Origin of the sequence: Lysobacter sp. OAE881, assembly GCF_040546665.1 — a bacterium.
Lineage (GTDB): Bacteria > Pseudomonadota > Gammaproteobacteria > Xanthomonadales > Xanthomonadaceae > Lysobacter_J > Lysobacter_J soli.
On the sequence record NZ_JBEPOG010000001.1, the window covers coordinates 719,088 to 742,477 of the forward strand.

Below are 23,390 nucleotides of genomic sequence, written 5' to 3' on the forward strand. Positions count from 1 at the left end.
CCGGCGATTTTAGCCCCAGCCGGCGGCGGGGCTGGGTACGGCCTCGGGGAGGCCGCGAGGCGGGGATTGCTGGCTGCCGTTACGCCCTCCCCTGCGACTGCAGGGAGGGTTGGGGAGGGGTGAAGTGGCGACTCGTGACGTGCGGTTCGGCATCGGCGTATCACCGCATTGCACGCGCCGACCCTCACCCCAACCCCTCTCCCGGAGGGAGAGGGGCTCAAGAGCAGGTCACTCCAGCAACCGCGCCCACCCCGTCAGCCCTTCCACGCGCGCCAGCACCAGCTTCACGCACACCAGCAGCGGCACCGCGAGCAGCAGGCCGATGATGCCCCACAGCCAACCGAACACCATCAGCGCCAGGATCAGCACCAGCGGCGACAGCCGCATGCTGTGGCCCAGGATGATCGGCGTGATGATCTGGCCTTCCAGCGTGTGCAGCGCCAGGTAGATGCCGGCCGGCAGCAGCGACGGCCACAGGTCGTCGAAGGCGACGAAGCCCATCAGCAGCATGATGATGATGCCGATCAGCGGGCCCACGTACGGCGCGAAATTGAGGATCGCCGCCATCGTGCCCCACAGCAGCGCCTCCTGCATCGGCACGCCCAGCCAGTACAGCGCGCCCGACAGCGCCAGGCCCAGGCAGGTGTTGATGACGGTGATGGTCAGCACGTAGCGCGAGATGGCGCGCTCGATCGACGTGAGGATCTCCACCGTCAGCTTCTTCTGCTGGCGCGTGGGCAACAGCGCGAGCGCATTCCGCTGCAGCTGCTCGCCATACACCATGAAGAAGAACGTCAGCAGCACGACCGCGAGCACCGACGCGATGCGGCGCGGCGTCGCGGTGAGGACCTTGTACGGCTCGTTGGCCTCGGTGCGGATCACCTGCACCGGCCGGCTCGTGCTTTCGCCACCGGCCGCGCGCGCGATGTTCTGCGCGGCCTTGTTCGCGTCGAGCATCGGCTTGTAGAGATCGCGCAGCTTCGGCGCGACCTGCTTCATCTCGCGCGGCACCTGCCGCACCCATTCGCCGGCCGGTTCGATCAGCTGGTTGCCCAGCGCGCCGGCCGCGAACAGCCCGCCCAGCAGCACGATCAGTGCGCCGATGAAACGGGGCACGTACACACGCTGGAGGCCGCGGATGATCGGGTTGCCGATCAGCGCGAAGAACATCGCCAGCAGGATCGGGAGCACCAGCTCCTGCGCCGCCCACAGGGTGAAGCCCACCGCGAGCGTCGCCAGCACCAGCGCCGCGCTGGACGAGCGCGGTCGCGGTGCAGGCGGGGGACTGGGAGGAAGTTCGCCGTCCTCGTCGAGCGATTCGACGTTGTCGGCCGCGGCCGGAACCGGCGGCAGCGCGCTCATCGCGTCACCTGGTCGACGGTCGCGGTGCGTGCGGCACGCGCGCGGGCTTCGGCCTGCGCGAGGGCGTACGCCTCGTCGTCCAGGTCGTCGGCGACCGCATCGGGATGCACGCTTGCGACGGGCGTCGCCACGGGCTGCACCACCACGTCCGGCGTTGCGGCCTCTTCGGCGACCTGTTCCTTCGCTTCGGTCGCCTCGTCCGCGGCGACCTTCGCGCTGCTGCCGGCGAACAGGCTGGCCGCCATCGAGATGATCTGCATCAGCCCGCCGCTCTTGGCGACCGCGCGCATCGGCTCGGCTCGGCCGACGATGAAGCCTGCGGCGAGCCCCGCGACCACGATCCGCCACGGCGTCCACGCCGCCACCCACGAGGCCTTGAGGTGGCGAACGTCGGCGATGGCTTCGCGCTCGCGCGCCTCCACCACGTCCTCGCACTGGTGGACCTTGGCGATGAGCTGCTTGAACGTCGGCTTTTTCTGCTTGAGGGCCATGGCGTCAGGGCGGAGTGATGTCGATGCCGTTGTTCTGCTTCTTCGCCGCGTCGCCGTTTTCGCGCAGTTCCTGCGCGACGGTGCGCGCGGATTCGGGCGAATCGGCGGTGGGCATCAGGTCGGCCAGTTCGCCGATGCCCAGCCGCGCCAGCTGCCGGCGCGTGGCCTGCATGCGCGTGTGGTCGAAGTAATGCATCGCGCGCAGGCCGGCGTAGGCGGTGACGACGAGGCTGAGGCCGGCGGCGATCAGCATCGACATCAGCCACGACAGACCGAAGTTGCGAAGCAGCGTGACCAGCGTGGCCATGAGGAACAGCCACGCCGATGCGCCGAAGACGACGGCGACGCCGGCGAACGCCAGCGCGCGTCCCATCGCGCTGCGCGCCAGCGACAGATCGGCCGCGAGCAGCGAGCGCAGGGCGCGCGCCGAATCGGCGGCCGCGCCCAGGCTGGCTTTCGCGGTGTTGCCGATGTCGCGCAGCGACTCGGCGAGGTCCGGCGGTGGCTGGTCCGCCGGGTCGTGGTCGTGGCGCTCGTCCCCTTCGCTCACGTCAGCGCGCGCTTACTTGTCGCCGCTGCGGCCGAGCTTCGCGAGGATCCATCCCGCAGCGAAGGCGACGCCGAACGAAGCCAGCGGACGCTCGCGGATGAGCTCGGCGGCGCTGTCGACCAGGTCGCGGCCCTTGTCCATCAGCGCGTCCATCTGCTCGCGCGCGGCACCACCGGCGTTCTCCGCTGCCGCGAGGCCGGCGAGCGCGCCATCGGCGAGGTCCGCCTTGACGTTCGCCTTGCCCACGCGCAGTTCCTCGCCCGCGGCGCTCGCCGCACCGCGCAGCGCGGAGCCGGCGTCGCTGGCGGCCTGCTTCACGTGGCCGCCGGCCTGCGACAGGTTGCTGCGCACGCCGTCGGTGTAGTTCGCCGCCGTGCCGCTGCCGGCGTTCGTGCCGAGGCCGGAGCCAGTGCCCGTGCCCGTGTTGATGGCGCTGCCGCCGGGATTGGTCGGATCGGTGGGGGTATTCATCGAGCGGCTCCTGTATGTCGGAAGGGCGTTCTGCTGAAAGACGTGGTTCGAAGGCACTGCGCGGTGCGGGGCGTCACTGCATCAGCAGGTCGGCCCGGCGGTTGCCGCGGAGAATGCGCAGGACCAACTGTGCAGGACGCTGCGTGAAGCTCGCGCGGAAGCCCGGCAGATCCTCGAAGTTGCCTGCGTTGGACGCGATCACCACGTCGTCCTTGCGAAGCCCGTTGGCTTCGGCGCGGCTGCCGCGCGCCACCGATTCGACCATCACGCCCGACAGACCGGCCTGCCGCAGGCGCTCGGGCAGGTCGGCGAAACTCGCTCCGGTGAGACGCGGGTCCAGCTCGGTTCCCACGTACGAACGCGGCTGCTCACGCAGCGTTGTCGTCAGCGTCAACGGTTTGCCATCGCGACGCACGTCCAGCGCGATGCGGCTTCCCACCGACTGCAGGCCCTCGAAGTTGCGCAGCGCGTCGCGATCGTCGATGCGCTCGCCGTTCGCGGCGAGGATCACGTCGCCGACCTTGACGCCCGCCGCCGCCGCGGCGCCGCCGGAGAACACCTGCGTCACCACCGCGCCGCGCGCTTCGGGCAGCCCCAGCGCCTGCGCGAGGCGCGCATCGACGTCCTGCGATTCCAGCCCCATCGTGCCGCGGATCACCACGCCGTTGTTGGCGATCAGCTGGCCCATGATGTTGCGCGCCAGGCTGGTGGGGATCGCGAAGCCCAGGCCGATGTTGCCGGCCATCGAGCCGCGCGGGTTGAAGCTGGCGGTGTTGATGCCGACCAGCTCGCCGTTGAGGTTCACCAGCGCGCCGCCGGAATTGCCGGGATTGATCGACGCGTCGGTCTGGATGAAGTTCTGGAAGCCTAGTCCGCGCAGGCCGCTGCGGCCCACCGCGGACACGATGCCGGAGGTCACCGTCTGGCCAATGCCGAACGGATTGCCCACCGCCACCACGAAATCGCCCACGCGCAGCGCGCTGGAATCGGCCAGCGGCAGCGCCGTCAGGCCCTGCGCGGGAATGCGCATCAGCGCCACGTCGGTGTCGGGGTCGGAGCCGACGAAATCGGCCTTCAGGGTGCGGCCGTCGGCGAGCGTCACCGACACCTCGTCGGCGCCTTCGATCACGTGGTGGTTGGTCAGCACGAAGCCCTGCTTCGCATCGACGATGACGCCCGAGCCGAGCGACTCGTTGATGCGCTCCTGGGTGAGCTCCGGGAACATCCGGCGGAACATCGGGTCGCTACCGAACGGGCTCACGTTCACCCGCTGCTTGGTGTGCACGCTGACCACGGCCGGCGTCACCTTCGCCAGCATCGGCGCGAGCGAAGGCAGCGGCTGCCCGCCGACCACGGCCGGCAGGGTGGCGACGGTCGGCGTCGCGGCGACGGCGGACGCGGGCGCCGCCTGCGCCGGCGCTTCGAGGCCGTCGCGGATGGCGGTGGCGGCGAAGCCGCCGAAGGCGGCGGCGAGGGACAGGGTCAACAGGGTCGGCAGCGGGCGCATCGCGTCGGTCGCAGGCAAGGGTGAATGGGGTGTGCGCGGGGCCGATGCGGTGCGGCGATCTCGCTTCGCCGTGCGCGCCAGGCCCCGCCGCGGAGGCGTTCAGTTTCACTGAACCGCATTAAATACGCGATGAAGTTTTTCGCCCGCGCGGCCCGTCGGCAGGGCGTTGCGTTGCCTCCTCGTGCACGTTCCCGCCGGCTTCGGCAAGCGCGTCGATGACGGCGTTTGACCGCCATCACAGCTGTGTGACTGCCATCAAAAAACCGTTGACACATCCCGGGGGCGGGGGTAGCTTGAGTCCTCGCCTTCGCCCACTACATCTAGTGGTCACGATGTCGACGGAAACCCAAACTTGGGGTTTTCGGCTTGGTTTTGCTGACTACCGGCACCTTCGGGGGAGGGTCCGTGGCGGAGCAGGATGAGCGAAGGAATCCAGAAAAACCCATGCCGTCGCGACCGCTGAAAACGCGGTCGTGGGCATAGCCGTCGGCGGACGTCGTACACGACGCCGATGGTGCGGCAGCCAACATAAGAATCCACGGCGGCAAGGTTTCAGGGCCCGAACCGCCATTGAAAGGAGATAGGACAGGCATGAGCACAGTGCGCCTCGAGGCGGTCAAGACAGCCGCGGCCGAGCGGGAAATCCCGATGCAGCCCGCCTCCCAGGACATCTGGGACAAGAAGTACCGGCTGAAGACCAAGAACGGCACCGCGGTGGACGCCGACATCGACGCCACCTACCAGCGCGTCGCCAAGGCGCTGGCCGAAGCCGAGCCGTCCGCCGAGAAGCAGCAGTACTGGAACGAGCGTTTCGTCTGGGCGCTGCGCCGCGGGGCCATTCCCGCTGGCCGCATCACGTCCAACGCCGGCGCGCTCGAGCACAAGCCCGCCACCTCGACCATCAACTGCACCGTGTCCGGCACCATCGAGGATTCGATGGACGGCATCCTGGAGAAGGTGCATGAAGCCGGCCTCACGCTGAAGGCAGGCTGCGGCATCGGCTACGAGTTCTCGACGCTGCGTCCGCGCGGCGCGTTCGTCGCCGGCGCCGGCGCATACACGTCGGGTCCGATGTCCTTCATGGATATCTACGACAAGATGTGCTTCACCGTGTCCTCCGCCGGCGGCCGCCGCGGCGCGCAGATGGGCACGTTCGACGTGTCGCATCCGGACGTGAAGGACTTCATCCGCGCCAAGCGCGAGGACGGTCGCCTCCGCCAGTTCAACCTGTCGCTGCTGATCACCGACGGCTTCATGCAGGCGGTGGAGAACGACGCCGACTGGCCGCTGGTGTTCCCGGTGAACATCAAGGAAAAGGGCGACCTCGACGTCAACGACGCCAACCAGGTCGTCTGGCGCGAATGGCCGACGCACCGCAACTACATCGTGCGCGACGACGGCCTGGTGGCCTGCAAGATCTACGGCCACATCCGTGCGCGCCACCTGTGGGACATGATCATGGTCTCGACGTACGACTACGCCGAGCCGGGTTTCATCCTCATCGATCGCGTCAATGAAATGAACAACAACTGGTGGTGCGAGAACATCCGCGCCACCAACCCGTGCGGCGAGCAGCCGCTGCCGGCGTACGGCGCGTGCCTGCTGGGCTCGGTCAACCTGACCAAGTTCGTGCGCGACCCGTTCACCGACAAGGCCTCCTTCGACTGGGAGGAATACAAGGAAGTCGTGCGCGTGTTCACCCGCATGCTCGACAACGTCGTCGAAGTGAACGGCCTGCCGTTGCCGCAGCAGCGCGACGAGATCATGCGCAAGCGCCGCCACGGCATGGGCTTCCTGGGCCTTGGCAGCACGGTGACCATGCTGCGCATGAAGTACGGCTCGAAGGAATCGTGCGAGTTCACCGAGCGCATCGCCCAGGAAATGGCCGTCGCCGGCTGGGAGATGGGCCTGGCGCTGGCGAAGGAAAAGGGCGCCGCGCCGATCATGGAAGAGCGCTTCGAAGTCACCGCCGAGATGCTGCGCAAGCGTCCGGAGATGAAGAAGGACGGCTGGAAGGTCGGCCAGGAAATCCCGGGCCGCGTCCTGCACGCCAAGTACAGCCGCTACATGCAGCGCATCGCCACCGTCGCGCCGGAACTGGTCGACGAACTGGCCGAGACCGGCGCGCGCTTCACGCACCACAGTTCCATCGCGCCGACCGGCACGATCTCGCTGTCGCTGGCCAACAACGCGTCCAACGGCATCGAGCCGTCGTTCGCGCACCACTACAGCCGCAACGTGATCCGCGAAGGCAAGAAGTCGAAGGAAAAGGTCGACGTCTATTCGTACGAACTGCTCGCCTACCGCGAGCTGGTGAACGCGAAGGCGATGCCGTTCTCCGAAGAGCCCGAAGCGCAGCTGCCCGACTACTTCATCGCCGCCGACGACATCACGCCGAAGGAACACGTCGACGTACAGGCCGCCGCGCAGAAGTGGGTGGACAGCTCGATCTCCAAGACCGCGAACGTGCCCACGGACTACCCGTACGAGCAGTTCAAGGACATCTACCGCTACGCGCACCAGCAGGGCCTCAAGGGCTGCACCACCTTCCGCTTCAATCCGGCCGCCTTCCAGGGCGTGCTGGTGAAGGAAGCCGACCTCGAGAACACCACCTACCGCTTCGAACTGGAAGACGGCAGCGTGCTGGAAGTGAAGGGCAACGAGCAGATCGAATACGACGGCGAAATGCACACCGCCGCCAACCTGTTCGACGCGCTCAAGGAAGGCTATTACGGCAAGTTCTAATCCATCGGAACCAGCGCAAGCGGGAATGACGCTCGTCATTCCCGCGAAGGCGGGAATCCATGGACGTTGGCGCTTCACCGGCAAGCGGGCAAACCCGGAACCGCATTCATCCTCCGGCCCGCCATCGCGTTAGAGTCGCTTCGCAACACCGCGTTTCCAGCAGTTTTTTGCAAGGCCCCGGTTACCGCAACGCCTTACGAATGAGACGCCCGTCAGGAGGGCATTACATGAGCAATGGCAACGGAGTGACGGCGACCCTGTCGCAGGCCGCCGACAACGTGAAAGAGACCGTGACCACCTTCAGCAGCGCCGTCATGCAGCGCGCCGATGAAGCCGTGGAAGCCGCGCGCAAGAACGTGCGCAAGGCGACCAAGGCGGCGAAGAAGGCCGTCGGCAGCGCGAAGAAGAAGCTCGAGAAGGCCTCCGCCGACGCGAAGAAGGAAGCCGCCAACCTGCGCCGCGAAGCGACCGCCGCGCGCAAGAAGGCCGCCAAGAAGGTCAAGGCCGCACGCAAGGCGGGCAAGACCGACGTCGCCAAGGCCAAGGGCACCGCCAAGCGCGATGTCGCCGCCGCCAAGCGCAAGGTCGCCAAGAAGACGGCGAAGGCGAAGAAGGCGTTGGCCGCCACGCGTGGCAAGACCGCCGCGAAGAAGGCCACGAAGAAGGCCGCAACGAAGAAGGCCGCGACCAGGCGCACCACCACGCGTGGCGCCGCGACCCGCAAGGCCGTGACGAAATCCGCCGCATCGACGGCGAAGAAGGCGCCGGCCCGCAAGGCCAGCGCGAAGAAGGCAGTCAAGCGACCCGCCAAGAAGGTTGCGAAGAAAGCTGCCAGGTAACAGCAAGCCCCGATTGGTGGCCGCGCCCGCGCGGCGCGGCCACCGCATTAACACCGAAAACCAGATCAGCAACACCGCACCAGGAGCGGGTCACATGGCCGTCAAGATCGACAAGAAAATCAAGGGCTACAGCGTCGTCACCCCGGAAGACAAGGCAGCCGCGGCTAACAAGCCTGCCGCCGCGCCGGTCGCCGAGCTGCCCACGGCCGATGTCATCCAGATGCACGAGCGCATCGAGCGCCCGGAAATCCTGGTGGGCTCCACCTACAAGATCAAATCGCCGCTGTTCGAGCACGCGCTGTACGTGACCATCAACGACATCGTGCTCAACGCCGGTACCGAACACGAGCTGCGCCGTCCCTTCGAGATCTTCATCAACTCGAAGAACATGGACCACTTCCAGTGGATCGTCGCGCTCACCCGCATCATGTCGGCCGTGTTCCGCAAGGGCGGCGACGTCACCTTCCTGGTGGACGAAATGAAGGCCGTGTTCGACCCGCGCGGCGGCTACTGGAAGCCGGGCGGCGTCTACATGCCCTCGCTGGTGGCCGAACTCGGCGCGATCGTCGAGGACCACCTCAAGTCGATCGGCCTGATCGTTGATCCGGAAATGAGCGACGCCCAGCGCGCGCTGATCGCCGAGAAGCGCGCCGCCTACGCGCAGCTCTCAAAAAAAAACAGTGAAGTAAGCGGAAGCTCCGCCGGCGACCTGTTCCCCGACCCGCGCGTCTCCGACGAGCCGCGCGTCGAAGACGTGGAAGTCACCGGCGAAGGCGCTGCCTTCCCGCCGTCGGCGACGATGTGCCACAAGTGCTCGACGAAGGCGGTCGTCATAATGGATGGGTGTGCTACTTGCCTGAACTGTGGTTACAGCAAGTGCGGGTGACCTAGAAAACCTGATCTGCAAAGGAGCTTGCGATGTGGGGTAACCCAGAAGGCGCTAGTTGGGGACCCAGAAGGCGCTAGTTGGGAGCCTAGAAGGCGCTAGTAGTAGTAGCCGGGCCCTTAGGGGCCCGGCTGGTTATGCAGGATTGCGAACGATGCCGCCGGAACCGCATCTGCCTGGGGGGCAGCGGGTCGTCGGTTCGAATCCGGCCGTCCCGACCATCTTTTCAAGGACTTAGGTGACGCTGGGTTGGCGCGTCACCCTAAAGTCACCCTAATATCACCCTATGCCGTCAGACCGTCGCAGTGGTTGCGATGGGCCGGTGCTATGAAAGGGGACAGGGATGACCGTGGTCCAGACATTGGGACCGAGTTCGTATTGCGGATTCATGGAGTCCGTAGGCGATGGCATCGATGCATACACCCATAAGGCGCTCGTCAGGTTTCATGACGCGCCGAAGGCGGTTGATGTATTGCGTCGATCAGGCCCCGCGAGGTCTGGTCAATGAGTTGATTGGGTATGTGCTCGCGAAGCACGACGGACTAAGCGTTCCTTATCGGGCCGCCGTTCTCTTGCTGGAAGATCACCAGCTGTCGGCTATGCCCGCGGGACTCAATCCCTTGCGAACAATGGATAGTCACATCGTCGCGTGGGCAGTGCAGTCGCTAGGTGGGAAGTCGCCTTATCAGGTCTACAACTACTCCAGGGGCAGTTGTGCGGCTCTTGCTGCTGTGCGGAAGGATTTCCAGAAGTGGAAGGACCTTCCGGCGGCCGCGTCGCTCGACGCATGGCTCCTCAACGAGGACCGTAATCTTCAGAATCTGGTGCGCCTCGGTACGGGCAACTACGCGTTGATCGATCACGGTCGAGTCTGCACAGGCAACGGTTGGAGTGTTCCCTTGGAGCGCGCGAAAATGCCGCACAAGAACAAGCTTGCTCTCATTGCGTGGGACGACATCGCCCTGGAGAACGCGCCGAAGAATTATCACGTGCCCATCGTTGAGCGAATGGCGCAGCACCACGGCACCTTGTCGCATTCGGAACCGGACCTCGACTATTGGCTTCCACAACTGCTTACGAGCTCTGAGCGTGACGATGTCGACGTGTTCCTCTCTGAACGCACAAGTACCGTGAAGGCATACTTCAAGGCTTCTTACGGAGTTCTCCTCCCATGAGCTTGCGCATCCATATGCCCGATACATTGAGGCCGCAATCTCGAGGCACTTGGCAGAACGTGCGGTGGCGCCCGCACCCCTCAACCGGGGAAGTGCTCAACGTCGGCGTGGTGTTCCACGAAGAGACAGGCCGCGTGCACGTTAGGGTGCTGGAATCCTTCGAGCGCTTGAAGTGCATGTACGGATCTGGGATCTCATCTCAGGCGCGCTTTTTGATGCAGGTGATCAAAGAGGCCGTTGCCGCAAAAGTTGAGATCCCGAGCCCTAACGCGTTCTTCAGCGAGAAGAAATTTGCAAGCGGCCAGTCCCCAGATGAGGTGGTGAACGCGCTCTTCGAGGCGACTGTCCCACTCGGTGCCCCAAAAGGCGGTAAGAAGGAAGTAGGCGCCAACGTGCTTGCCGATACCGCGAGTGTTCGAAAGGTTGTTCTGGATCACCTTCGCGAGATCGGAGGGCTTCGAGCAAACTTGATCATCTCATCGGAGGGCGCACTTGCAGTTCCGAGTGAAGGGCGCACGCACTTCTTAGACATTCCGCTGCAGACAAGCCAAGCCCTCGGCACGATCGTGTCGGCAGGCGCTGCGCGCCCGACTGATGAGCTTCAGTTGCTGCGGGCTGATGCCGACCTACACATCGCAAGAAGCGTGTTTCACAGCGACAAAATGTATATGTACGTTGTGCGGTCGGAGCGCGAGGCCAACCCGGAAAAGGTGGATGAATTCCTTGATGGGTTTAGGTGGCGACTGAGCCAACTCAATGTTCAGATGAAGAGCTACACCAAGCCAAACTTGGTTGCAGAGGATATTCTCGAGGACATGTCAGCGTAGTGCGGCCCGCCGCCTGGTGCCAGTACAAGGACGCCTGAGCTATATAGGTGCAGCTGAGTTCCGGTCGACACGGTTTGCCACGGAACATCGTGGCCTTCCAGGTAAACCTTGGTCATCGTCTCGCTACTGTGACCCGTCAGCGCCTGCACCTACTGCAGCGTCCACCCTGATTCCTGCAACAGCGCGCCGCCCAGGCTGCGGATCTCGTGGAAGGTCGGCGGGTTGTCGCCGGCGATTCCCGCCTCGTCCCGAGCATCAGCGAACGCGCGGGACAGCTGCTCGGGTATTCTTCCCCGGTCAATATCCGAGGGGAAAGGGCATGCCGGACATGTGGGATCTCGTCGAGAAAAACTGGCCCTTGATGGCGGAACATCCGTGGCTTTTCATCAAATGGGCCGCGTTCTGGGTGGTCGTCGGTGCGCTGATTGGTTGGAAGGCCGGCCGGGCTGGAAGCCCGCTGACGAGCGTGGCAGCCCCTGGGGCTCTCCCAGCGCAGGCTCAGGGATCTGAAGAGTTTCAGTATCCCGAGCGCGGCCGTCACGGCCCAAACGCTTTGTCCAATCGCACGACGCATGTCCGCGTCGGCGAAGAACTCTCGTTCGCGGCACGCGTCCCAGGGGGCGATACGGTTCGGATCGTGATTGAGGGGCCGCCGCATCCGACACAGCCCTCGATGTTTCAGAATCCGGGCTGGGGTTTTTCCGTAATGAACGCGCAGAACTGGAAGGTCGGAAAGTTCGAAGCGGTCGAGGGCGGGTGGCGTCAGCCCGTCGATGCGCATGAAGGGCCGGCAGACCTGTCCTTTCGATTCCAGTGGCACGGAGATTTTTCTCTCACGGCCTACGAGGGGGACTCCCATAAGCGCCAATGGACTCACAAGATCCGCGTCGATCCTTAGATGCAGCAGGTTGGACTCGAGGAGGCAATCGTGCTCGTCCTGAAAAGGGCACCGCTCGCGGAGCGAGTGGCTGCTGCTGATGGCATGTTTACGGTCTGGGGAAAGGCATGGACAACGCACTACTGGGCGCATTGATTGGCGCAAGCGCGGCGCTGGGGGGCGCGTTCGGTGTAGAGCTGTTTCGGGAGCATAGGGAGGGGCGCCGAAGGGCGCTGGCCGCTCGCGCAGAACTTTCGGCTCTAGCCCGCCTCATCGAATTTCGACAGCTCAAGCAGGGACTAGTGGATTGCCGGAATGCTGCCCGCGATGGGAAGGTACTCCGCCTCTCGATGCACCTTCGATACGACCCCGTCCCCACGACTCGACTTCTTCTGTCCAATCCTGGAGGCGTCGACTCGACGGTGCTGCAGCTCGCTGCCGACGTCGTTGCGAATGCAGATGGCCTAAAGGCCGACTTGAACCGTCTGTCGGATCACCCGGTCGATAGCGAAGATGCAATGCTCCAGTCCGACGACCCTGAGCAGGCCGCTGCCCTGTATGAATCAATGAGGCGGCATCTGGCGCATTTTTTGGGGCGTATCGCTGAGCTTGAACGCGCGGTGGACCGCGCTTATCCGCCGTGGCCTTTGGCCTACGCTTGAGGCGCGGCATCCGATCAGTCGGCAAGTGCCTTTTTTGAGGTTACCTGCGGCGCCATCGGTCCATGTGCATGCAACGCGGGGCCCGCTAGTGCGAGCCCCGCGACGAGCAGATCGAGTCGAAAGCTAGAACGTCGCCATTTCGGCGCTGCACACGAACTCGGGAGTCGGCTGACGCAGACGTGTGTCGCGTTTGACTGTGCCGACAGGGCGTTCTCGCGCCCTACTGAGAGCGTTCCATCGTCGGAGGTGTAAGGTGCGCTACGCCATGTTGGCTTCGAATTCACTGGGGCTCCGTCGGGTCATGGTGTGACCCCGGCCCTTGCAGTGAGTGAACCCATCTCACCCGACTGGCCCGGAGGGTTCGCGGGGGGGGGCGCAGCGTTGAGAATACGATCAAGCATGTCAGCATACTCCGAACTCTGCAGATCCCGGAGAAAATGAGGCCGCGAGAATGCTAGCAATGCGGCGAGCCGCCCTTCTCGAGTATCGCGGGGGTCATGTTCTTGATCTAGCTCCGCCGACAGTGGGGGGGGAGGATCGTAGTAACAAGCCTGAAGGTCGGTAGGTCGGGGAGAAAGCTCTTGGAGGATGCGAGCTGCTTCAGCTAAGTGCTTCGAGACTTGCTCTCCACCAGTACCATAGATGTTGTCGTGGATCTGATCTGCGATGGCCATATCCATAAACTTGCGCGCAGCGACAAGCGCGTCGCGATTCCGCTCGAGCCAGAGGATGCCGTCAGTGCGAATGACGAACGGGGTGTCGCCATAACCGTTGCGGGTTGTCGCATGAGCAATGAACCAAAGACGATACCTGTCGAATGCGCGCTTGCGCTCGGCAGATGATCGATTCTTGATGGCCTTCTGATCGCTCGACTTCCACTCATCTACGGAAACCCAGTGATTGGCAAGCACGCGGGACTCGACGAGTGCCATTACGCAAGTCGCGACTTCAGGAGGCATGCGACCCGTCACGAGCATCTCGAACATGCCAAGGCGTATCGCCTCCCTGATTGCGATCGCTTGGTCCAGCGATCCCCTAGCCATCGCTTCACGAAAAATGGCAATCAAGACGGACAGCGCGTCCAGTGTGCCGATCATTGCCAAGTTGTGAAGCATTGCCCGATAAGCTGGCGTGTCGCCGCACTGAAGGGCAGGTTCGTATGCGCTCAAGAATGACTCGTATAGACGAAGATCCTGACGCCTAAGTCGAACGAGATCGTTACTTCGCACGTACTTCTCTACGTGTTCGATGTACTCGTCAAGCGGAACTGTCGGATCGCTGACGAACTTCCAGAACGTGGACTTGAAGTTCTTCGTCGCTTCGGCGTAAGGACCCGACCCATTGTTGCCCCTGTCCCAGCCGTCCACGACTTTCAGCACTGTCATGCCCCCAACTACCGAGCGCGCCTTGGGAGACGACCATGACCTGCGTATTCCTTCGAAGTACCTTCGCCGCCCGCAGTCTTTGCCAAACACCTTTCGGTCTAGCGCAGCGTCTGAGAGATGCTCGATCTGACGGACTTGGTAGTACCAGAAGCCGTTCTTGGTACGAACCGCGATGTCATCGAGAGAGCGCATAAAGCACTTTCTGGTAGGCGAAATACGCCATTTGTAGGGGGGTTGTACTCCCCAGGCATCGGGGGTGCAATCGTGATGCACGAAACATGGAGCGATTCCTGGCAATCACTGGCAGTCGCGTGATGGCCATAGAACGAGGCGTTTAATTCCGCGTGCAAGTAGTGTCGAGAATCCGCTTCGGATTCCTTAGGCACATATCAATCCGACGCTAACTGGCGCCATACGGGCGCTGCGGGAGGGCTTTGCTGTGAAGATTGAGCGCAAAGAAGCAGCTGGGGCACTCAACGCTGCGTTGTGCCGGCTGAGCACCTCAGCTTCAGCGACTCCCGATCTTCGAGTCGAACTGCCGTCGCCGCCGGAAGTGCGTATGCGGAACCTTGTCAGTCGAGGCGCCATGCGCCCGGTCTACAAAGTCACGTCCATGAAAATGGAGCGAGTAATTCAATGCGAATCGTTGCTGGAAGTGGACCTTGCGCTAGTTCTGGATGTTAGTTCGAACGTCGATCAGTTTGCGGAGCAAGCGTTGCGCATCAACTACCTCGCTGATGGCGATTGGCTCACGCACATTCCGGACTTTGCAGTGCTTTGTGGCGGAAAACTCGCGTTGTGTGAGGTCAAGTACGACGCCAAGGTGGATGAAGAGGCGATCGAGCGCGAACGTCAGCTCAAGCCGGTCCTCGCCGGTTTCGGCGCAAGCTACCAGACGATGACGGAAAGGCAGATCGGAAGCGTGGAGGTTGGCAATGCGTTCTCTGTCCTGCGGCGAGCGCGGCATGCCAGCTGCCCTGTGTTGTCGCTTAGCGTCCTGGAACAAGTTCGCAAGAGCTGCTCGACCACCTTGGGAGCGTTTGGCTGGAGAAGCGCCGGTAGCTCAGAAGCGGCGTGCCTCGCTCGGCTCATCGTTCAAGGAAAGGCGAACGTTGACTGGTCCGCCGGACCGCTCACGGACGAATCGCGAGTCTGGTTTGTCGTTAAGTCCATTCATGAGGAGAAACTGCCATGGCAGCCGGATCATTCAGTGTAGGGCAGCGCTTCGTGCTGAACGAAAGGCCTTGCCGCGTTTTTCGGGTCTTCGGTGATGGCAACGTAGTAGTTGAGGATCTAGGGAGCGGGGCCTTCCAGAACGCTCGTGTTCCAGAATTGGTAGACGCATGGCAAAAGGGCGCCCTCGTCCTCGGGGAAACTGCGGGAGCGCGCCGCGACTCGCAGATCGAAGAGGCCATCGCTCTCGCGCACGTCGACGCCTTCCGCCAAAGCTACACCGAAGAGGAGCAGCAGCAGGCCCAGGCCAGACTTACATTCGTCGAGCGGCTCTCGCACCTGCCCAAGACTGCGGCCGTGATGATCCCCGCAATCAAGGAGCTTTGGCTAGAGGCTAAAACGTGGGCGAAGGGTCACATCCTCAAGAGAATGCCTCATTGGGTAACGGTCGCGGGATGGATGCGTCGGTATGAGGCCGCTGGAAGGGATATCCGCTCGCTTGTCGACCGCACCGAGTTCAAAGGCAGCCGTGAGGGTAAGTTGCATCCTTGGATCCAGACGACCGTCGACGATCTCGTCTCCACTCGCTACCTCACCACCGAGCGGCCGACCATCAAGTCGATCCACAAGGACCTTAAAGGGCTCGTATCGACCCGGAATGCTTGCCATCTGGCGACCGAGCAGCTCAAGGTGCCGTCGTACAGCTACCTCAAGCGGAAAATCGGGGAGCTCGCGCCTTACGATGTATATCGGGCGAGATATGGCAAGCGCGCAGCGGACATCAAGTTCCGAGTGGCTGGAAGGAACGCGCTTGCTACTCATGCGCTGTCACGGGCTTCGATGGATCACACGCGACTGGACCTCTTCGTCATTGACGAGAAGACCATGTTGCCTCTCGGCCGGCCGTGGCTGACGATTGTGATCGACGAGTGCACTCGTTACGTGCTGGGTTTCCATATCAGCTTTGAGGGGCCCAGCAACGTCAGCATGTCGCGCGCCCTCTGGCATGCCATCGGTATCAAGCACAAGAACGCGGATGTGAAGTGTGAGTGGGATGCGTGGGGCTTGATGGAGCTGCTGGTCGTCGACAACGGGCTGGAGTTTCACTCCGCCAGCCTTGAGCTCGCCGCCGGCCGTTTCGGCATCATTATTCAGTTCTGCCCACGCAGGAAGCCTTGGTACAAGGGAAAGGTCGAGCGGTTTCTGGGCACGCTGACGACGGGACTGCTCGGCGATCTAAGGGGAAAAACCTTCTCTAGCTTCGCCCTGAAAGGAGACTACGATCCTGCAAAGCATGCGGTGGTCACTCTGCAGACGCTCCGTCGCATTGTGCATATCTGGATCGTAGATGTGTACCACCAGGAAGTGCACTCTACGCTCGGTATGTCGCCTGCTGAAGCCTGGAAGGAGGCGATCGGGCGCATCGATCGTTACTTGCCTCCTTCATCTATTGCTGCCGAGGCCGCCTTTAGTACCTCGACCATCCGGCGTCTGACCCACAAGGGCATCGAACACGACCTCCTCTTTTACAACTCCGCCGAACTAGGAGCACTCCGCGTTCTCTATGGCTCTGAGATCGACGTGGAGATCAGGACCAACGACGAGGACCTTGGATGGATCGTCGTGGTCGCCCCCGACGGTGTCACTCTTATTAAGGTGCCTGCGCTCGATCCGGAGTACGCGGTCGGACTGACCCGGTGGCAGCACCGTGTATGCAAGCGCTTCAAGCGCCGGATCCTGGATGACGAGGCGCGTGAGATCAGTCTGCTCGACGCGCGCAACCGGATTGCGGCCCTGATTGAACAGGACATGGGGCGCAAGTCTCGGCGCACGCGCAATCGGCAGCAGCGCTTCGTCGAGCGCAAGCAGATTGGGCCCACGATCAACGAGGCGACACCTACTTCGACTGTGATGGGGGCGACGGCGCGCGTGGGCGACGTTCGTGTGCCCTCTTTGACTGCACGCAGGGCGTTGCGGAGGAGGCGGCTGTGAGTGCCAAGAAGGAGGACCTGCGCAAGTATCGCGACGTCGTCCAGACCCTTCGCGTGGAGCATGCCGCTTACACGGAGCTCATGGAAGAGCTGAAAGCGGCATACGACGACATAGGCCTGTCAGCGGTAGACGTATGCCTGATCGTGCTCGGCGAACCCAGGACTGGAAAGTCGAGCGTGGCGACCGATATGTTGGATGAACGGGTCGCAAAGCAAAGCGCTGACAGCCTGACTCGAAACGTTGTCTACGCGGTGGCTCCAAGTCCCGCGACAGTTAAGTCGCTGCTGGAGTGTCTTCTGTATGGGCTGGGCGACCCTCATTGGAACAGAGGCACCGTGTCGAGCATGACGCAGAGACTTTACACGCTGCTGAAAGCCGCAAAGTGCCGCATGATCATTCTGGACGAGTTCCAGCACTTGTGTGCAGTTGACGGGTCAGATTCCGAGAGCGCCACAGGGGCAGCAGGAGCTCGGCGGCCCCATCGCTCTTCGGGCGCTGTGCAACGGCAGAAGGCAACCGCAGACTGGCTCAAGGTGCTGCTGGAGACCACCGGCATTGGATTTGTGGCCGTCGGTCTTCCGCACGCAGCGTCGGTCATCCAATCGAATCGCCAGCTGAGCGGAAGGTTTGATCCGCCCTTGCGCCTTCCAGTCTTCGATTGGTGCGAAGACGCTTCCCGGGCACAGTTCCTTGGGATATTGCAACAATTCCAGAAGGGCTTGGAGCCCTTCCAGTTCCCTCCGTTCGATAGCGACGCAATGGGGCTGCGAATGTATCTGGCCAGTGCGGGGCGCATTGGTCTGTTGGCGAAGTTCCTCGATCGGGCCGTTAGGAACGCGATCCGCGCCAAGACGGTCCAGATTCGTCTTGAAGATCTCGCCGAGGCATATCGTGCCTCGATCTGGTCGGCGCCCCTCTTTCCCGTAAAGGGAGGGCCTTTCGGCGCGGATTTCTCCGCACTGCAACTGCGCGGTGTCCAGGAGCAGGTGCTTGCCGACGCTAGCAAGGAGCCCTGCGCGGATGTGAGCGGGGCCGTCAAGGTCTATGGGGACTCCAACGTGCAGCCCAGTTGCAAGCCTGGCCCCACGAATAAAGCGCGCCCTGCGCGCGCGCCCAAGCCCCCCCGTAAGAAGCCGCGGGCTCGCTCACGTGGTAGCGCAGCGCGCAAGCTCGCGGGAGTGCTCTGATGCGAATCCCGCTCTCCATCGCGCGAGGCGGGGCGCCCCTCAGCATTCCACGCATGCGGGTGTCCCGTCACGCGGCAGCAACGGACGAGGAACGAAACCACCGACTCGTCGCGGCGCCGAAACCGGGGCCCTGCGAATCGCTGATGGGCTACGTGCTTCGGCTGACCGAGGCAAACGGCTATCCGACGACGTCCTACATTCTCTCCTCGATGCACGGCCACTGGTATCGAAGCACCTACGGGCGCCTCGATGCCACCTCTCTTCATCAGTTGGTGGGTCTGTCAGAGGCAGACATGACTCGGATGACGATGCGTCCGCTCAGCGAGCCGCGTGCCTACATTCGCGTTTATGGAAACGACATACCCAGCTACGAGGTCACGTTGACTCAGCCTAAGATCTGCCCGCGCTGCCTTGATGCGGGGCGGTGCGAGGCGTTCTGGGACCTGGCGCAAGCAGTCGCCTGCCCGGTCCACGGCGTCATGCTGATCGATCGTTGCGAAAAGTGCGGCCGCCCGCTGACGTGGACGCGATCCAAGGTATGTGAGTGTGGATGCGGTGCCGATCTTCGTCGCTGTACTGTGACCGTTGTGGATTCTGATTTGTGCGACCTCATGTCCGCACTGAGGTACTTCGTCTACACCGATGAGTCCATCGCCGAGTTGCCTCCTGGCATGCAACACGTCAAGCATCTGGGTCTGAGGCGCTTCTGCAAGCTACTTTGGGTCATGTCGGGAGCGATCTACCAGAGGGAGGGTAATTCATCCCTTCCCAAGGCGAGGAAGCACTACTTGCCTCAATTGAAGCGGATCGGGCACGCGTTCGCCGATTGGCCGCGGGGATTCCAGTCGTTCCTTCACGACCTGTACGACGACGGGGCGGAAAGAGAAGGGAAGCAGGAACACTTCGGATCATGCTTCTCATGGCTGTTCGTCCGTCTCGCCAAGAACGACAAAGGCACCGGAGCGCCTTACGCGTTTCTTGAGGAGCAGGCGTACCGTTATGGCGCGAATCATTGGACCCGCGGGGCCATGTTGCGAGGTGAGAACGCGCAGCTGCCTGAAGGTGTTCTGCCGCGTTGGGGCACAGCAGCTGACGCCCTGACGATCCTCGGCGTTCACCCAGTGACGCTCAGGCGCTTGATTGGGAACGGGACCGTGCCGGTCCGACTCGTTGGTAGTACGGGAACGCCGCGAAGTCGGATCATCGATCTGGAATGGGCACGGAAACAGCGCTTCACCCGGTTCCCGCCCGTCATGGCGCGTGATGCGGCGCGGGCGGTAGGTGTCTCAGTGGCGACACTGAAATGCATGAAGGCGAACGGCCTTTATGAGGCGAAGCACCGCGGAGCAAACAACAGCGAATGGGCGCAAGAGGACGTGAGTACACTCGTCTCGAAGCTCAGCGCGATTGTCCCGGAGCCGTACATTGAAAGGCGCGGAATACCAACGATCGGTACGGTACTCACCTCTTACCTTGCCAGCGCCAGTGAGCGAGCTGAGTTCTTCAGCGTATTGTTGGATTCCCCGCAGGTGGTCGTCGGCCATAAGGGGCGAAAGTTCAATGCGGGGCACATCCAGATCAGGATGAGCGACGCGAACGAGATTATGCGGCGGGTGCGTCGGAACGTTCCAATTGTTCTCGCGCAGGCTGCGGCAAAGCGTCTGCATTGTAGCGCCGACGTCATTACTGCCCTCAAGCGAGCGGGTCACCTTAAGACGCTACGGCAGGGTGGGCGAATCGGCATCAACCGAATGTCGTTGCTCAGGTTCGAGGAAAGGTACGAAGCTCTGCCGCTTCTTATGCGGCGCTTGGGTGGATGCGTGAGACGGGCGTACCACCGCTTGCCTCTGCGTGAGATTCGTCACTTGCGAGTGAGAGGCAGTCAGGTGACTTCGGTGTTTGTAGATAGACGTGACGTGCCGATCGTCCAGATGGCAGTTCTGAAGTTCGGCTTCACTGTCAGGTGCGTGCGCGGAAGGGTGGCCGCAACGAAGTAGGGGCTGCGAAGCGAAGAGTGCAGTCTTGTATGGCCAACACGCCGGATTCGACCGGATCTCGGATAGGCGTCAGCAGAGGAAATCGACGTGTCCCTGTGGAACGTTCCTGACGTTGAACATGACCCAGTGATTCACCTGGATCGCTGGCAGGTATCGAGACTGGCGATCGGCGAGATGGCTTGGGATATCCTCACCGGTTGGGACATCAATAACGCATACGGGCGATGCAGCACACCAATTGAGTCGTTCGAACCTGACAGCGCCTCGGCAATCACACGCAGTGGCCGGCGGTATGTACTCGTCTCCAGCCCTGGCTACGACGATGACGCATGGTATGTGTTTGAGGCTCGGTTCGGCTCGGTGGTTCCACCCGGTTGCAGGCTCATAAATGTGAGTCTCGAGTACTGGCATCAGATCCAGCGCCCGCCAGTGGGTGGAGAGCACGCCTGGCGCGGAATAGATGTGACCACGGTGGAGGCGGGACAAGCAGGGTTGAGAATCTTCTTTCGTATTGCATCGGCTTGGCAGTTGACCGAGGACCAGCAGATGACGTTGCTCGCCATGGAGCGTACTACCCTCCGTCAGTGGAAGGCGGGGAAGCTGCAGAATGGCCTTGGCGACGACACTCGAGAGCGCCTTTCGCATGTCTTCGCGATCTACGCGGCCCTGCAAGTCCTGCTTCCCGAACCTGCCCAGGCAGACACATGGCTATCGCGCCCCAACGCGGCTGCAGAGTTCTCCGGACGCAGCGCGTTGTCAAAAATGTTGGACGGACGAACGTCCGACCTACTGGCGGTGCACCAGTACCTCGATTCATGTCTTGGCTGGTGAGCAGAGGCTTGTTCGAGCACCAGGGAGCCAGTGGCGACTTGGCGGGCTACCTGAGTCGGGCCACGACTGTCCGACATATTAGAACGCTCGGATTCGCCCGAAGCGAGGATGTCGATGCCCGCCGTGGACTCAGTCGCTCGTGGAGGCCGCCTCTCCCAGCGGCCATTCGCGTACCGTGGCGATGTCGGGATCCGCATCGCGCGCCTGCGCCCACGCGACATGGAAACCATGTCCGGCCAGTTCCGGGCCGAAGGGCTGGCACAGCAGTCCGTTGCGCAGACGTTCGGCCGCGACGGTCCGGCAGCCGGGCTGCTAATGTCCGCTTTCGACCCGAAGCGGACATAAGCGCTCCGGCCATCGAGCGGAATGCGCCGCCGGCGCGCGGAGGTGCCCCACCTACATGCTCGCCATGCGGAGCAGGCAGAAGCCTTGGCCTGCCGCCCCCGGATAATCGTCAATTGCAGCCGCTCCGGTACTGTCTCGGAGCGACGCCCGTCTGCTTTCGAAACGCCGTCGAAAACGAAGCGACTGCGCTGTACCCGACCGCCAAGGCGATGTCGCCAATCAGGAGCGGGGTGCTTTTGAGGAGTGCGCATGCCACTTCCATGCGCATGCGCGTCAGGTATGCGTGCGGGCTCTCACCGGTCGAGCGTTTGAAAGCGGTGCAGAAATGAAACCGGCTGATGCCGATCGTGTTTGCCAGTTCCTGCAAGCTGATGTCCTGGGCTAGATTTTCGCGCATGTAGTTCGCGACTCGCTTGACTTGCCACGGCTCGAGCCCGCGCGGTCCGCTGGCGAGCGGCTTCGCCAGTGTTGAATGGGTGCGCAGCAGTTGTATGCAGAGCAGGTCGATCGCCTGCTCAAGAAGGAGCCGCGAGTGCGTTCCGGGGGAATCCGCCTCGTCGGCGATTACCTGCATGATCATGAAGAGCGGATCATCCTGGGCGTGGATGCAATCGACAAGTTCGAATGCGCGCCCCTCCGCCAAGGAGTCGGCGCAGTAGACCAGGCGTTGATGGCCCAAGTAGATGTTGGAGGTTGTGTTAGGGGTGCAAATGAACTCGCCCTCGTAACCTCGTGGCAGGTAGGTGACCGTGTGACCGCGAGCTTCCGCTTCCTTCCTTCGGCCATCGATCACAGAAGCGGCCTTCCCGCTGCCTGCGTAAGTCGCGGACAGGACGTGTTCCTGCATGGGCTTGACGACCGCTTCAAAGGCCCCGTGAGTCCAGCGAGCGGTAACGCGGGTTTCACCTTTCAAGACGTCGTCGAGAACTGCAGGTCGTACCCTCGCGATCCGCGACACTTCCTCCACAGAGCTGTTAAGACTGCTTGATGCCATCGGGAACCTCGGGTCTTCAGGCTGAGCCCGGCCACTACAGCGGTTTGCTGCGCTTTCCCAACTGCTGCGTTGGAGTTCTCACTACGGGCGACACTAGTGCGTGGCGTTTCGATACGCCCGGGGCGAGGTTCCCGCATACCGGCGGAATGCCGTCGAGAATGCGGACAAGGAGTTGTAGCCAACAGCCAGGCCAACGTCTCCAATCGATATCGGTGTCGATCTGAGCAGCGTGCATGCGGTGCGCATCCGTAGACGCGTCAGATACTCGTACGGCGCCATGCCCGTGGCAGTACGAAACGCAGTGCAGAAATGGAAGCGGCTCTGGTTGACGATGTTGGCGAGCTCTTGCAGCGTGATCTCGGCGCCAAGGCGATCTCGCATGTAGGCGGTGACGCGCTTGACCTGCCAGGGCGCAAGTCCGTGGTGCCGTTGTGCGAAGGGGTACGCGAGAGTGGAATGTCCACGGAGTAACACGATGCACAACAGGTCAAGTGCATGTTCAAGAAACATCACTCCATGTGGGCCGGGCGCCTCCACTTCGTCGCGAATGATTTTCATGATGGAGTACAGCCTGGGATCGGTGCTGCTGACCCGATCCAGCAGCTCGAACGTTCGCCCCTCCGCCAGAAGGTCGGCAGTCCCCTGCAGGCGCTCGTGCCCTAGGAACACGTTGGATACGTTGGCGGTATTCTCACTGGTCCACTCGCCACTGTGGCCACGCGCGACGATATGGACCCCGCCGCAACGGTTGGGGGCGATGACGCGCTTTCCATCGAAGAGGGCTATCGCGTTGTCCATACCCGCATGGACCGCGCAAATGACGTGGTCCTGCATCGGCTGAACTTCCATCTCGTACGCGCGATGCGTCCATGCCCCCGTGACGCGTGTCCGGCCGTGCAGGACGGTGTCGAGAACGGGTGGTCCAACTCCTCCCGCGATCCGGGTGACTTCTTCATTCGTCTCGCGAAGTTCGCGCGCAGCCATAGGATGCGACCCTGATCGGAGCCTGCCGAAAACCTACGTGGTCGGCGCATCCTTTAGCCGGCACACCTACGTTATGAGCGGCGCATATCGGGGGTCAATACGGCGCAGAT

21 protein-coding genes are annotated in these 23,390 nt (G+C 62.8%); 13 read left to right on the top strand and 8 right to left on the bottom strand.

The annotated features are described in order from the left end of the window. Positions 1 to 228: 228 nt before the first annotated feature. From ABIE51_RS03245 to ABIE51_RS03265, 5 genes are all read right to left on the bottom strand, one after another. The gene (locus tag ABIE51_RS03245) at positions 229 to 1,362 is read right to left on the bottom strand and encodes an AI-2E family transporter (RefSeq protein WP_192632209.1); all 1,134 of its coding nucleotides are present in this window, start codon (positions 1,360 to 1,362) and stop codon (positions 229 to 231) included. Continuing rightward, positions 1,359 to 1,853 (bottom strand): hypothetical protein, encoded by a 495-nt coding sequence (locus ABIE51_RS03250; RefSeq protein ID WP_192632210.1) that lies wholly within the window; start codon positions 1,851 to 1,853, stop codon positions 1,359 to 1,361. The genes ABIE51_RS03245 and ABIE51_RS03250 overlap by 4 nt, the downstream gene beginning before the upstream one ends. Positions 1,854 to 1,857: 4 nt before the next feature. After that, positions 1,858 to 2,403: a phage holin family protein gene (locus tag ABIE51_RS03255; protein ID WP_386839672.1), complete on the bottom strand. Its 546-nt coding sequence runs from the start codon at positions 2,401 to 2,403 to the stop codon at positions 1,858 to 1,860. A 12-nt stretch (positions 2,404 to 2,415) separates the two neighbouring features. Next, positions 2,416 to 2,754, bottom strand: coding sequence for a hypothetical protein (locus ABIE51_RS03260; RefSeq protein WP_115841483.1), 339 nt, complete (start codon positions 2,752 to 2,754; stop codon positions 2,416 to 2,418). A 193-nt stretch (positions 2,755 to 2,947) separates the two neighbouring features. Beyond that, a complete protein-coding gene (locus ABIE51_RS03265) occupies positions 2,948 to 4,381 on the bottom strand; it encodes a trypsin-like peptidase domain-containing protein (protein WP_192632211.1) in 1,434 nt (477 codons plus the stop codon). A 591-nt stretch (positions 4,382 to 4,972) separates the two neighbouring features. On the opposite strand from ABIE51_RS03265, the gene ABIE51_RS03270 reads away from it, so the two are divergent. The 7 genes from ABIE51_RS03270 to ABIE51_RS03300 all read left to right on the top strand — a co-directional run bounded on the left by ABIE51_RS03270 (position 4,973) and on the right by ABIE51_RS03300 (position 12,392). Then, a complete protein-coding gene (locus ABIE51_RS03270) occupies positions 4,973 to 7,126 on the top strand; it encodes an adenosylcobalamin-dependent ribonucleoside-diphosphate reductase (protein ID WP_157029155.1) in 2,154 nt (717 codons plus the stop codon). A gap of 227 nt (positions 7,127 to 7,353) precedes the next feature. Next, complete coding sequence (locus ABIE51_RS03275) at positions 7,354 to 7,965, top strand: hypothetical protein (protein WP_192632212.1); 612 nt, start codon at positions 7,354 to 7,356, stop codon at positions 7,963 to 7,965. Between the two features lie 94 nt (positions 7,966 to 8,059). Beyond that, positions 8,060 to 8,851 carry a TSCPD domain-containing protein gene (locus ABIE51_RS03280; protein WP_192632592.1) on the top strand — a complete coding sequence of 264 codons (792 nt, stop codon included), beginning with the start codon at positions 8,060 to 8,062 and terminating at the stop codon, positions 8,849 to 8,851. A 404-nt stretch (positions 8,852 to 9,255) separates the two neighbouring features. Then, complete coding sequence (locus ABIE51_RS03285; RefSeq protein WP_192632213.1) at positions 9,256 to 10,026, top strand: hypothetical protein; 771 nt, start codon at positions 9,256 to 9,258, stop codon at positions 10,024 to 10,026. Beyond that, positions 10,023 to 10,853, top strand: a complete 831-nt coding sequence (locus ABIE51_RS03290) for a DUF3037 domain-containing protein (RefSeq protein ID WP_192632214.1) — start codon at positions 10,023 to 10,025, stop codon at positions 10,851 to 10,853. The genes ABIE51_RS03285 and ABIE51_RS03290 overlap by 4 nt, the downstream gene beginning before the upstream one ends. A gap of 319 nt (positions 10,854 to 11,172) precedes the next feature. Next, positions 11,173 to 11,751, top strand: a complete 579-nt coding sequence (locus tag ABIE51_RS03295; RefSeq protein WP_192632215.1) for a hypothetical protein — start codon at positions 11,173 to 11,175, stop codon at positions 11,749 to 11,751. A 107-nt stretch (positions 11,752 to 11,858) separates the two neighbouring features. Then, positions 11,859 to 12,392 (top strand): hypothetical protein, encoded by a 534-nt coding sequence (locus ABIE51_RS03300; protein WP_192632216.1) that lies wholly within the window; start codon positions 11,859 to 11,861, stop codon positions 12,390 to 12,392. A gap of 299 nt (positions 12,393 to 12,691) precedes the next feature. On the opposite strand, the gene ABIE51_RS03305 is transcribed toward ABIE51_RS03300, so the two are convergent. Next, the gene (locus ABIE51_RS03305) at positions 12,692 to 13,969 is read right to left on the bottom strand and encodes a hypothetical protein (protein ID WP_192632217.1); all 1,278 of its coding nucleotides are present in this window, start codon (positions 13,967 to 13,969) and stop codon (positions 12,692 to 12,694) included. Positions 13,970 to 14,363: 394 nt separating this feature from the next. Here ABIE51_RS03305 and ABIE51_RS03310 point away from each other — a divergent pair, with 394 nt between their 5' ends. The 6 genes from ABIE51_RS03310 (at position 14,364) to ABIE51_RS03335 (ending at position 21,302) form a co-directional block, all read left to right on the top strand. Next, complete coding sequence (locus tag ABIE51_RS03310; protein ID WP_192632218.1) at positions 14,364 to 14,993, top strand: hypothetical protein; 630 nt, start codon at positions 14,364 to 14,366, stop codon at positions 14,991 to 14,993. Then, positions 14,969 to 16,942, top strand: coding sequence for a TnsB C-terminal domain-containing protein (locus ABIE51_RS03315; RefSeq protein WP_192632219.1), 1,974 nt, complete (start codon positions 14,969 to 14,971; stop codon positions 16,940 to 16,942). The genes ABIE51_RS03310 and ABIE51_RS03315 overlap by 25 nt, the downstream gene beginning before the upstream one ends. Continuing rightward, the gene (locus ABIE51_RS03320) at positions 16,939 to 18,129 is read left to right on the top strand and encodes a TniB family NTP-binding protein (protein ID WP_192632220.1); all 1,191 of its coding nucleotides are present in this window, start codon (positions 16,939 to 16,941) and stop codon (positions 18,127 to 18,129) included. The genes ABIE51_RS03315 and ABIE51_RS03320 overlap by 4 nt, the downstream gene beginning before the upstream one ends. Next, complete coding sequence (locus tag ABIE51_RS03325; RefSeq protein WP_192632221.1) at positions 18,129 to 20,126, top strand: TniQ family protein; 1,998 nt, start codon at positions 18,129 to 18,131, stop codon at positions 20,124 to 20,126. Before ABIE51_RS03320 ends, ABIE51_RS03325 begins: the two co-directional genes overlap by 1 nt. A gap of 87 nt (positions 20,127 to 20,213) precedes the next feature. Continuing rightward, a complete protein-coding gene (locus ABIE51_RS03330) occupies positions 20,214 to 20,957 on the top strand; it encodes an antitoxin Xre/MbcA/ParS toxin-binding domain-containing protein (RefSeq protein WP_354503439.1) in 744 nt (247 codons plus the stop codon). Between the two features lie 108 nt (positions 20,958 to 21,065). Continuing rightward, the gene (locus ABIE51_RS03335) at positions 21,066 to 21,302 is read left to right on the top strand and encodes a hypothetical protein (RefSeq protein WP_192632222.1); all 237 of its coding nucleotides are present in this window, start codon (positions 21,066 to 21,068) and stop codon (positions 21,300 to 21,302) included. Between the two features lie 109 nt (positions 21,303 to 21,411). Here the strand turns inward: ABIE51_RS03335 and ABIE51_RS03340 are convergent, their stop codons facing one another. Both ABIE51_RS03340 and ABIE51_RS03345 read right to left on the bottom strand, forming a co-directional pair. Beyond that, positions 21,412 to 22,296, bottom strand: a complete 885-nt coding sequence (locus tag ABIE51_RS03340; protein ID WP_192632223.1) for an AraC family transcriptional regulator — start codon at positions 22,294 to 22,296, stop codon at positions 21,412 to 21,414. A 93-nt stretch (positions 22,297 to 22,389) separates the two neighbouring features. After that, positions 22,390 to 23,280 carry a helix-turn-helix domain-containing protein gene (locus tag ABIE51_RS03345; RefSeq protein ID WP_192632224.1) on the bottom strand — a complete coding sequence of 297 codons (891 nt, stop codon included), beginning with the start codon at positions 23,278 to 23,280 and terminating at the stop codon, positions 22,390 to 22,392. Positions 23,281 to 23,390 lie beyond the last annotated feature (110 nt).

Coding starts and splice junctions, on each gene's coding strand:
- ABIE51_RS03245 (WP_192632209.1), bottom strand. CDS start 1,362: ATGAGCGCGCTGCCGCCGGTTCCGGCCGCGGCCGACAACGTCGAATCG.
- ABIE51_RS03250 (WP_192632210.1), bottom strand. CDS start 1,853: ATGGCCCTCAAGCAGAAAAAGCCGACGTTCAAGCAGCTCATCGCCAAG.
- ABIE51_RS03265 (WP_192632211.1), bottom strand. CDS start 4,381: ATGCGCCCGCTGCCGACCCTGTTGACCCTGTCCCTCGCCGCCGCCTTC.
- ABIE51_RS03270 (WP_157029155.1), top strand. CDS start 4,973: ATGAGCACAGTGCGCCTCGAGGCGGTCAAGACAGCCGCGGCCGAGCGG.
- ABIE51_RS03275 (WP_192632212.1), top strand. CDS start 7,354: ATGAGCAATGGCAACGGAGTGACGGCGACCCTGTCGCAGGCCGCCGAC.
- ABIE51_RS03280 (WP_192632592.1), top strand. CDS start 8,060: ATGGCCGTCAAGATCGACAAGAAAATCAAGGGCTACAGCGTCGTCACC.
- ABIE51_RS03285 (WP_192632213.1), top strand. CDS start 9,256: ATGGCATCGATGCATACACCCATAAGGCGCTCGTCAGGTTTCATGACG.
- ABIE51_RS03290 (WP_192632214.1), top strand. CDS start 10,023: ATGAGCTTGCGCATCCATATGCCCGATACATTGAGGCCGCAATCTCGA.
- ABIE51_RS03295 (WP_192632215.1), top strand. CDS start 11,173: ATGCCGGACATGTGGGATCTCGTCGAGAAAAACTGGCCCTTGATGGCG.
- ABIE51_RS03300 (WP_192632216.1), top strand. CDS start 11,859: ATGGACAACGCACTACTGGGCGCATTGATTGGCGCAAGCGCGGCGCTG.
- ABIE51_RS03305 (WP_192632217.1), bottom strand. CDS start 13,969: ATGCGCTCTCTCGATGACATCGCGGTTCGTACCAAGAACGGCTTCTGG.
- ABIE51_RS03310 (WP_192632218.1), top strand. CDS start 14,364: ATGCGCCCGGTCTACAAAGTCACGTCCATGAAAATGGAGCGAGTAATT.
- ABIE51_RS03315 (WP_192632219.1), top strand. CDS start 14,969: ATGGCAGCCGGATCATTCAGTGTAGGGCAGCGCTTCGTGCTGAACGAA.
- ABIE51_RS03325 (WP_192632221.1), top strand. CDS start 18,129: ATGCGAATCCCGCTCTCCATCGCGCGAGGCGGGGCGCCCCTCAGCATT.
- ABIE51_RS03335 (WP_192632222.1), top strand. CDS start 21,066: ATGTCGATGCCCGCCGTGGACTCAGTCGCTCGTGGAGGCCGCCTCTCC.
- ABIE51_RS03340 (WP_192632223.1), bottom strand. CDS start 22,296: ATGGCATCAAGCAGTCTTAACAGCTCTGTGGAGGAAGTGTCGCGGATC.
- ABIE51_RS03345 (WP_192632224.1), bottom strand. CDS start 23,280: ATGGCTGCGCGCGAACTTCGCGAGACGAATGAAGAAGTCACCCGGATC.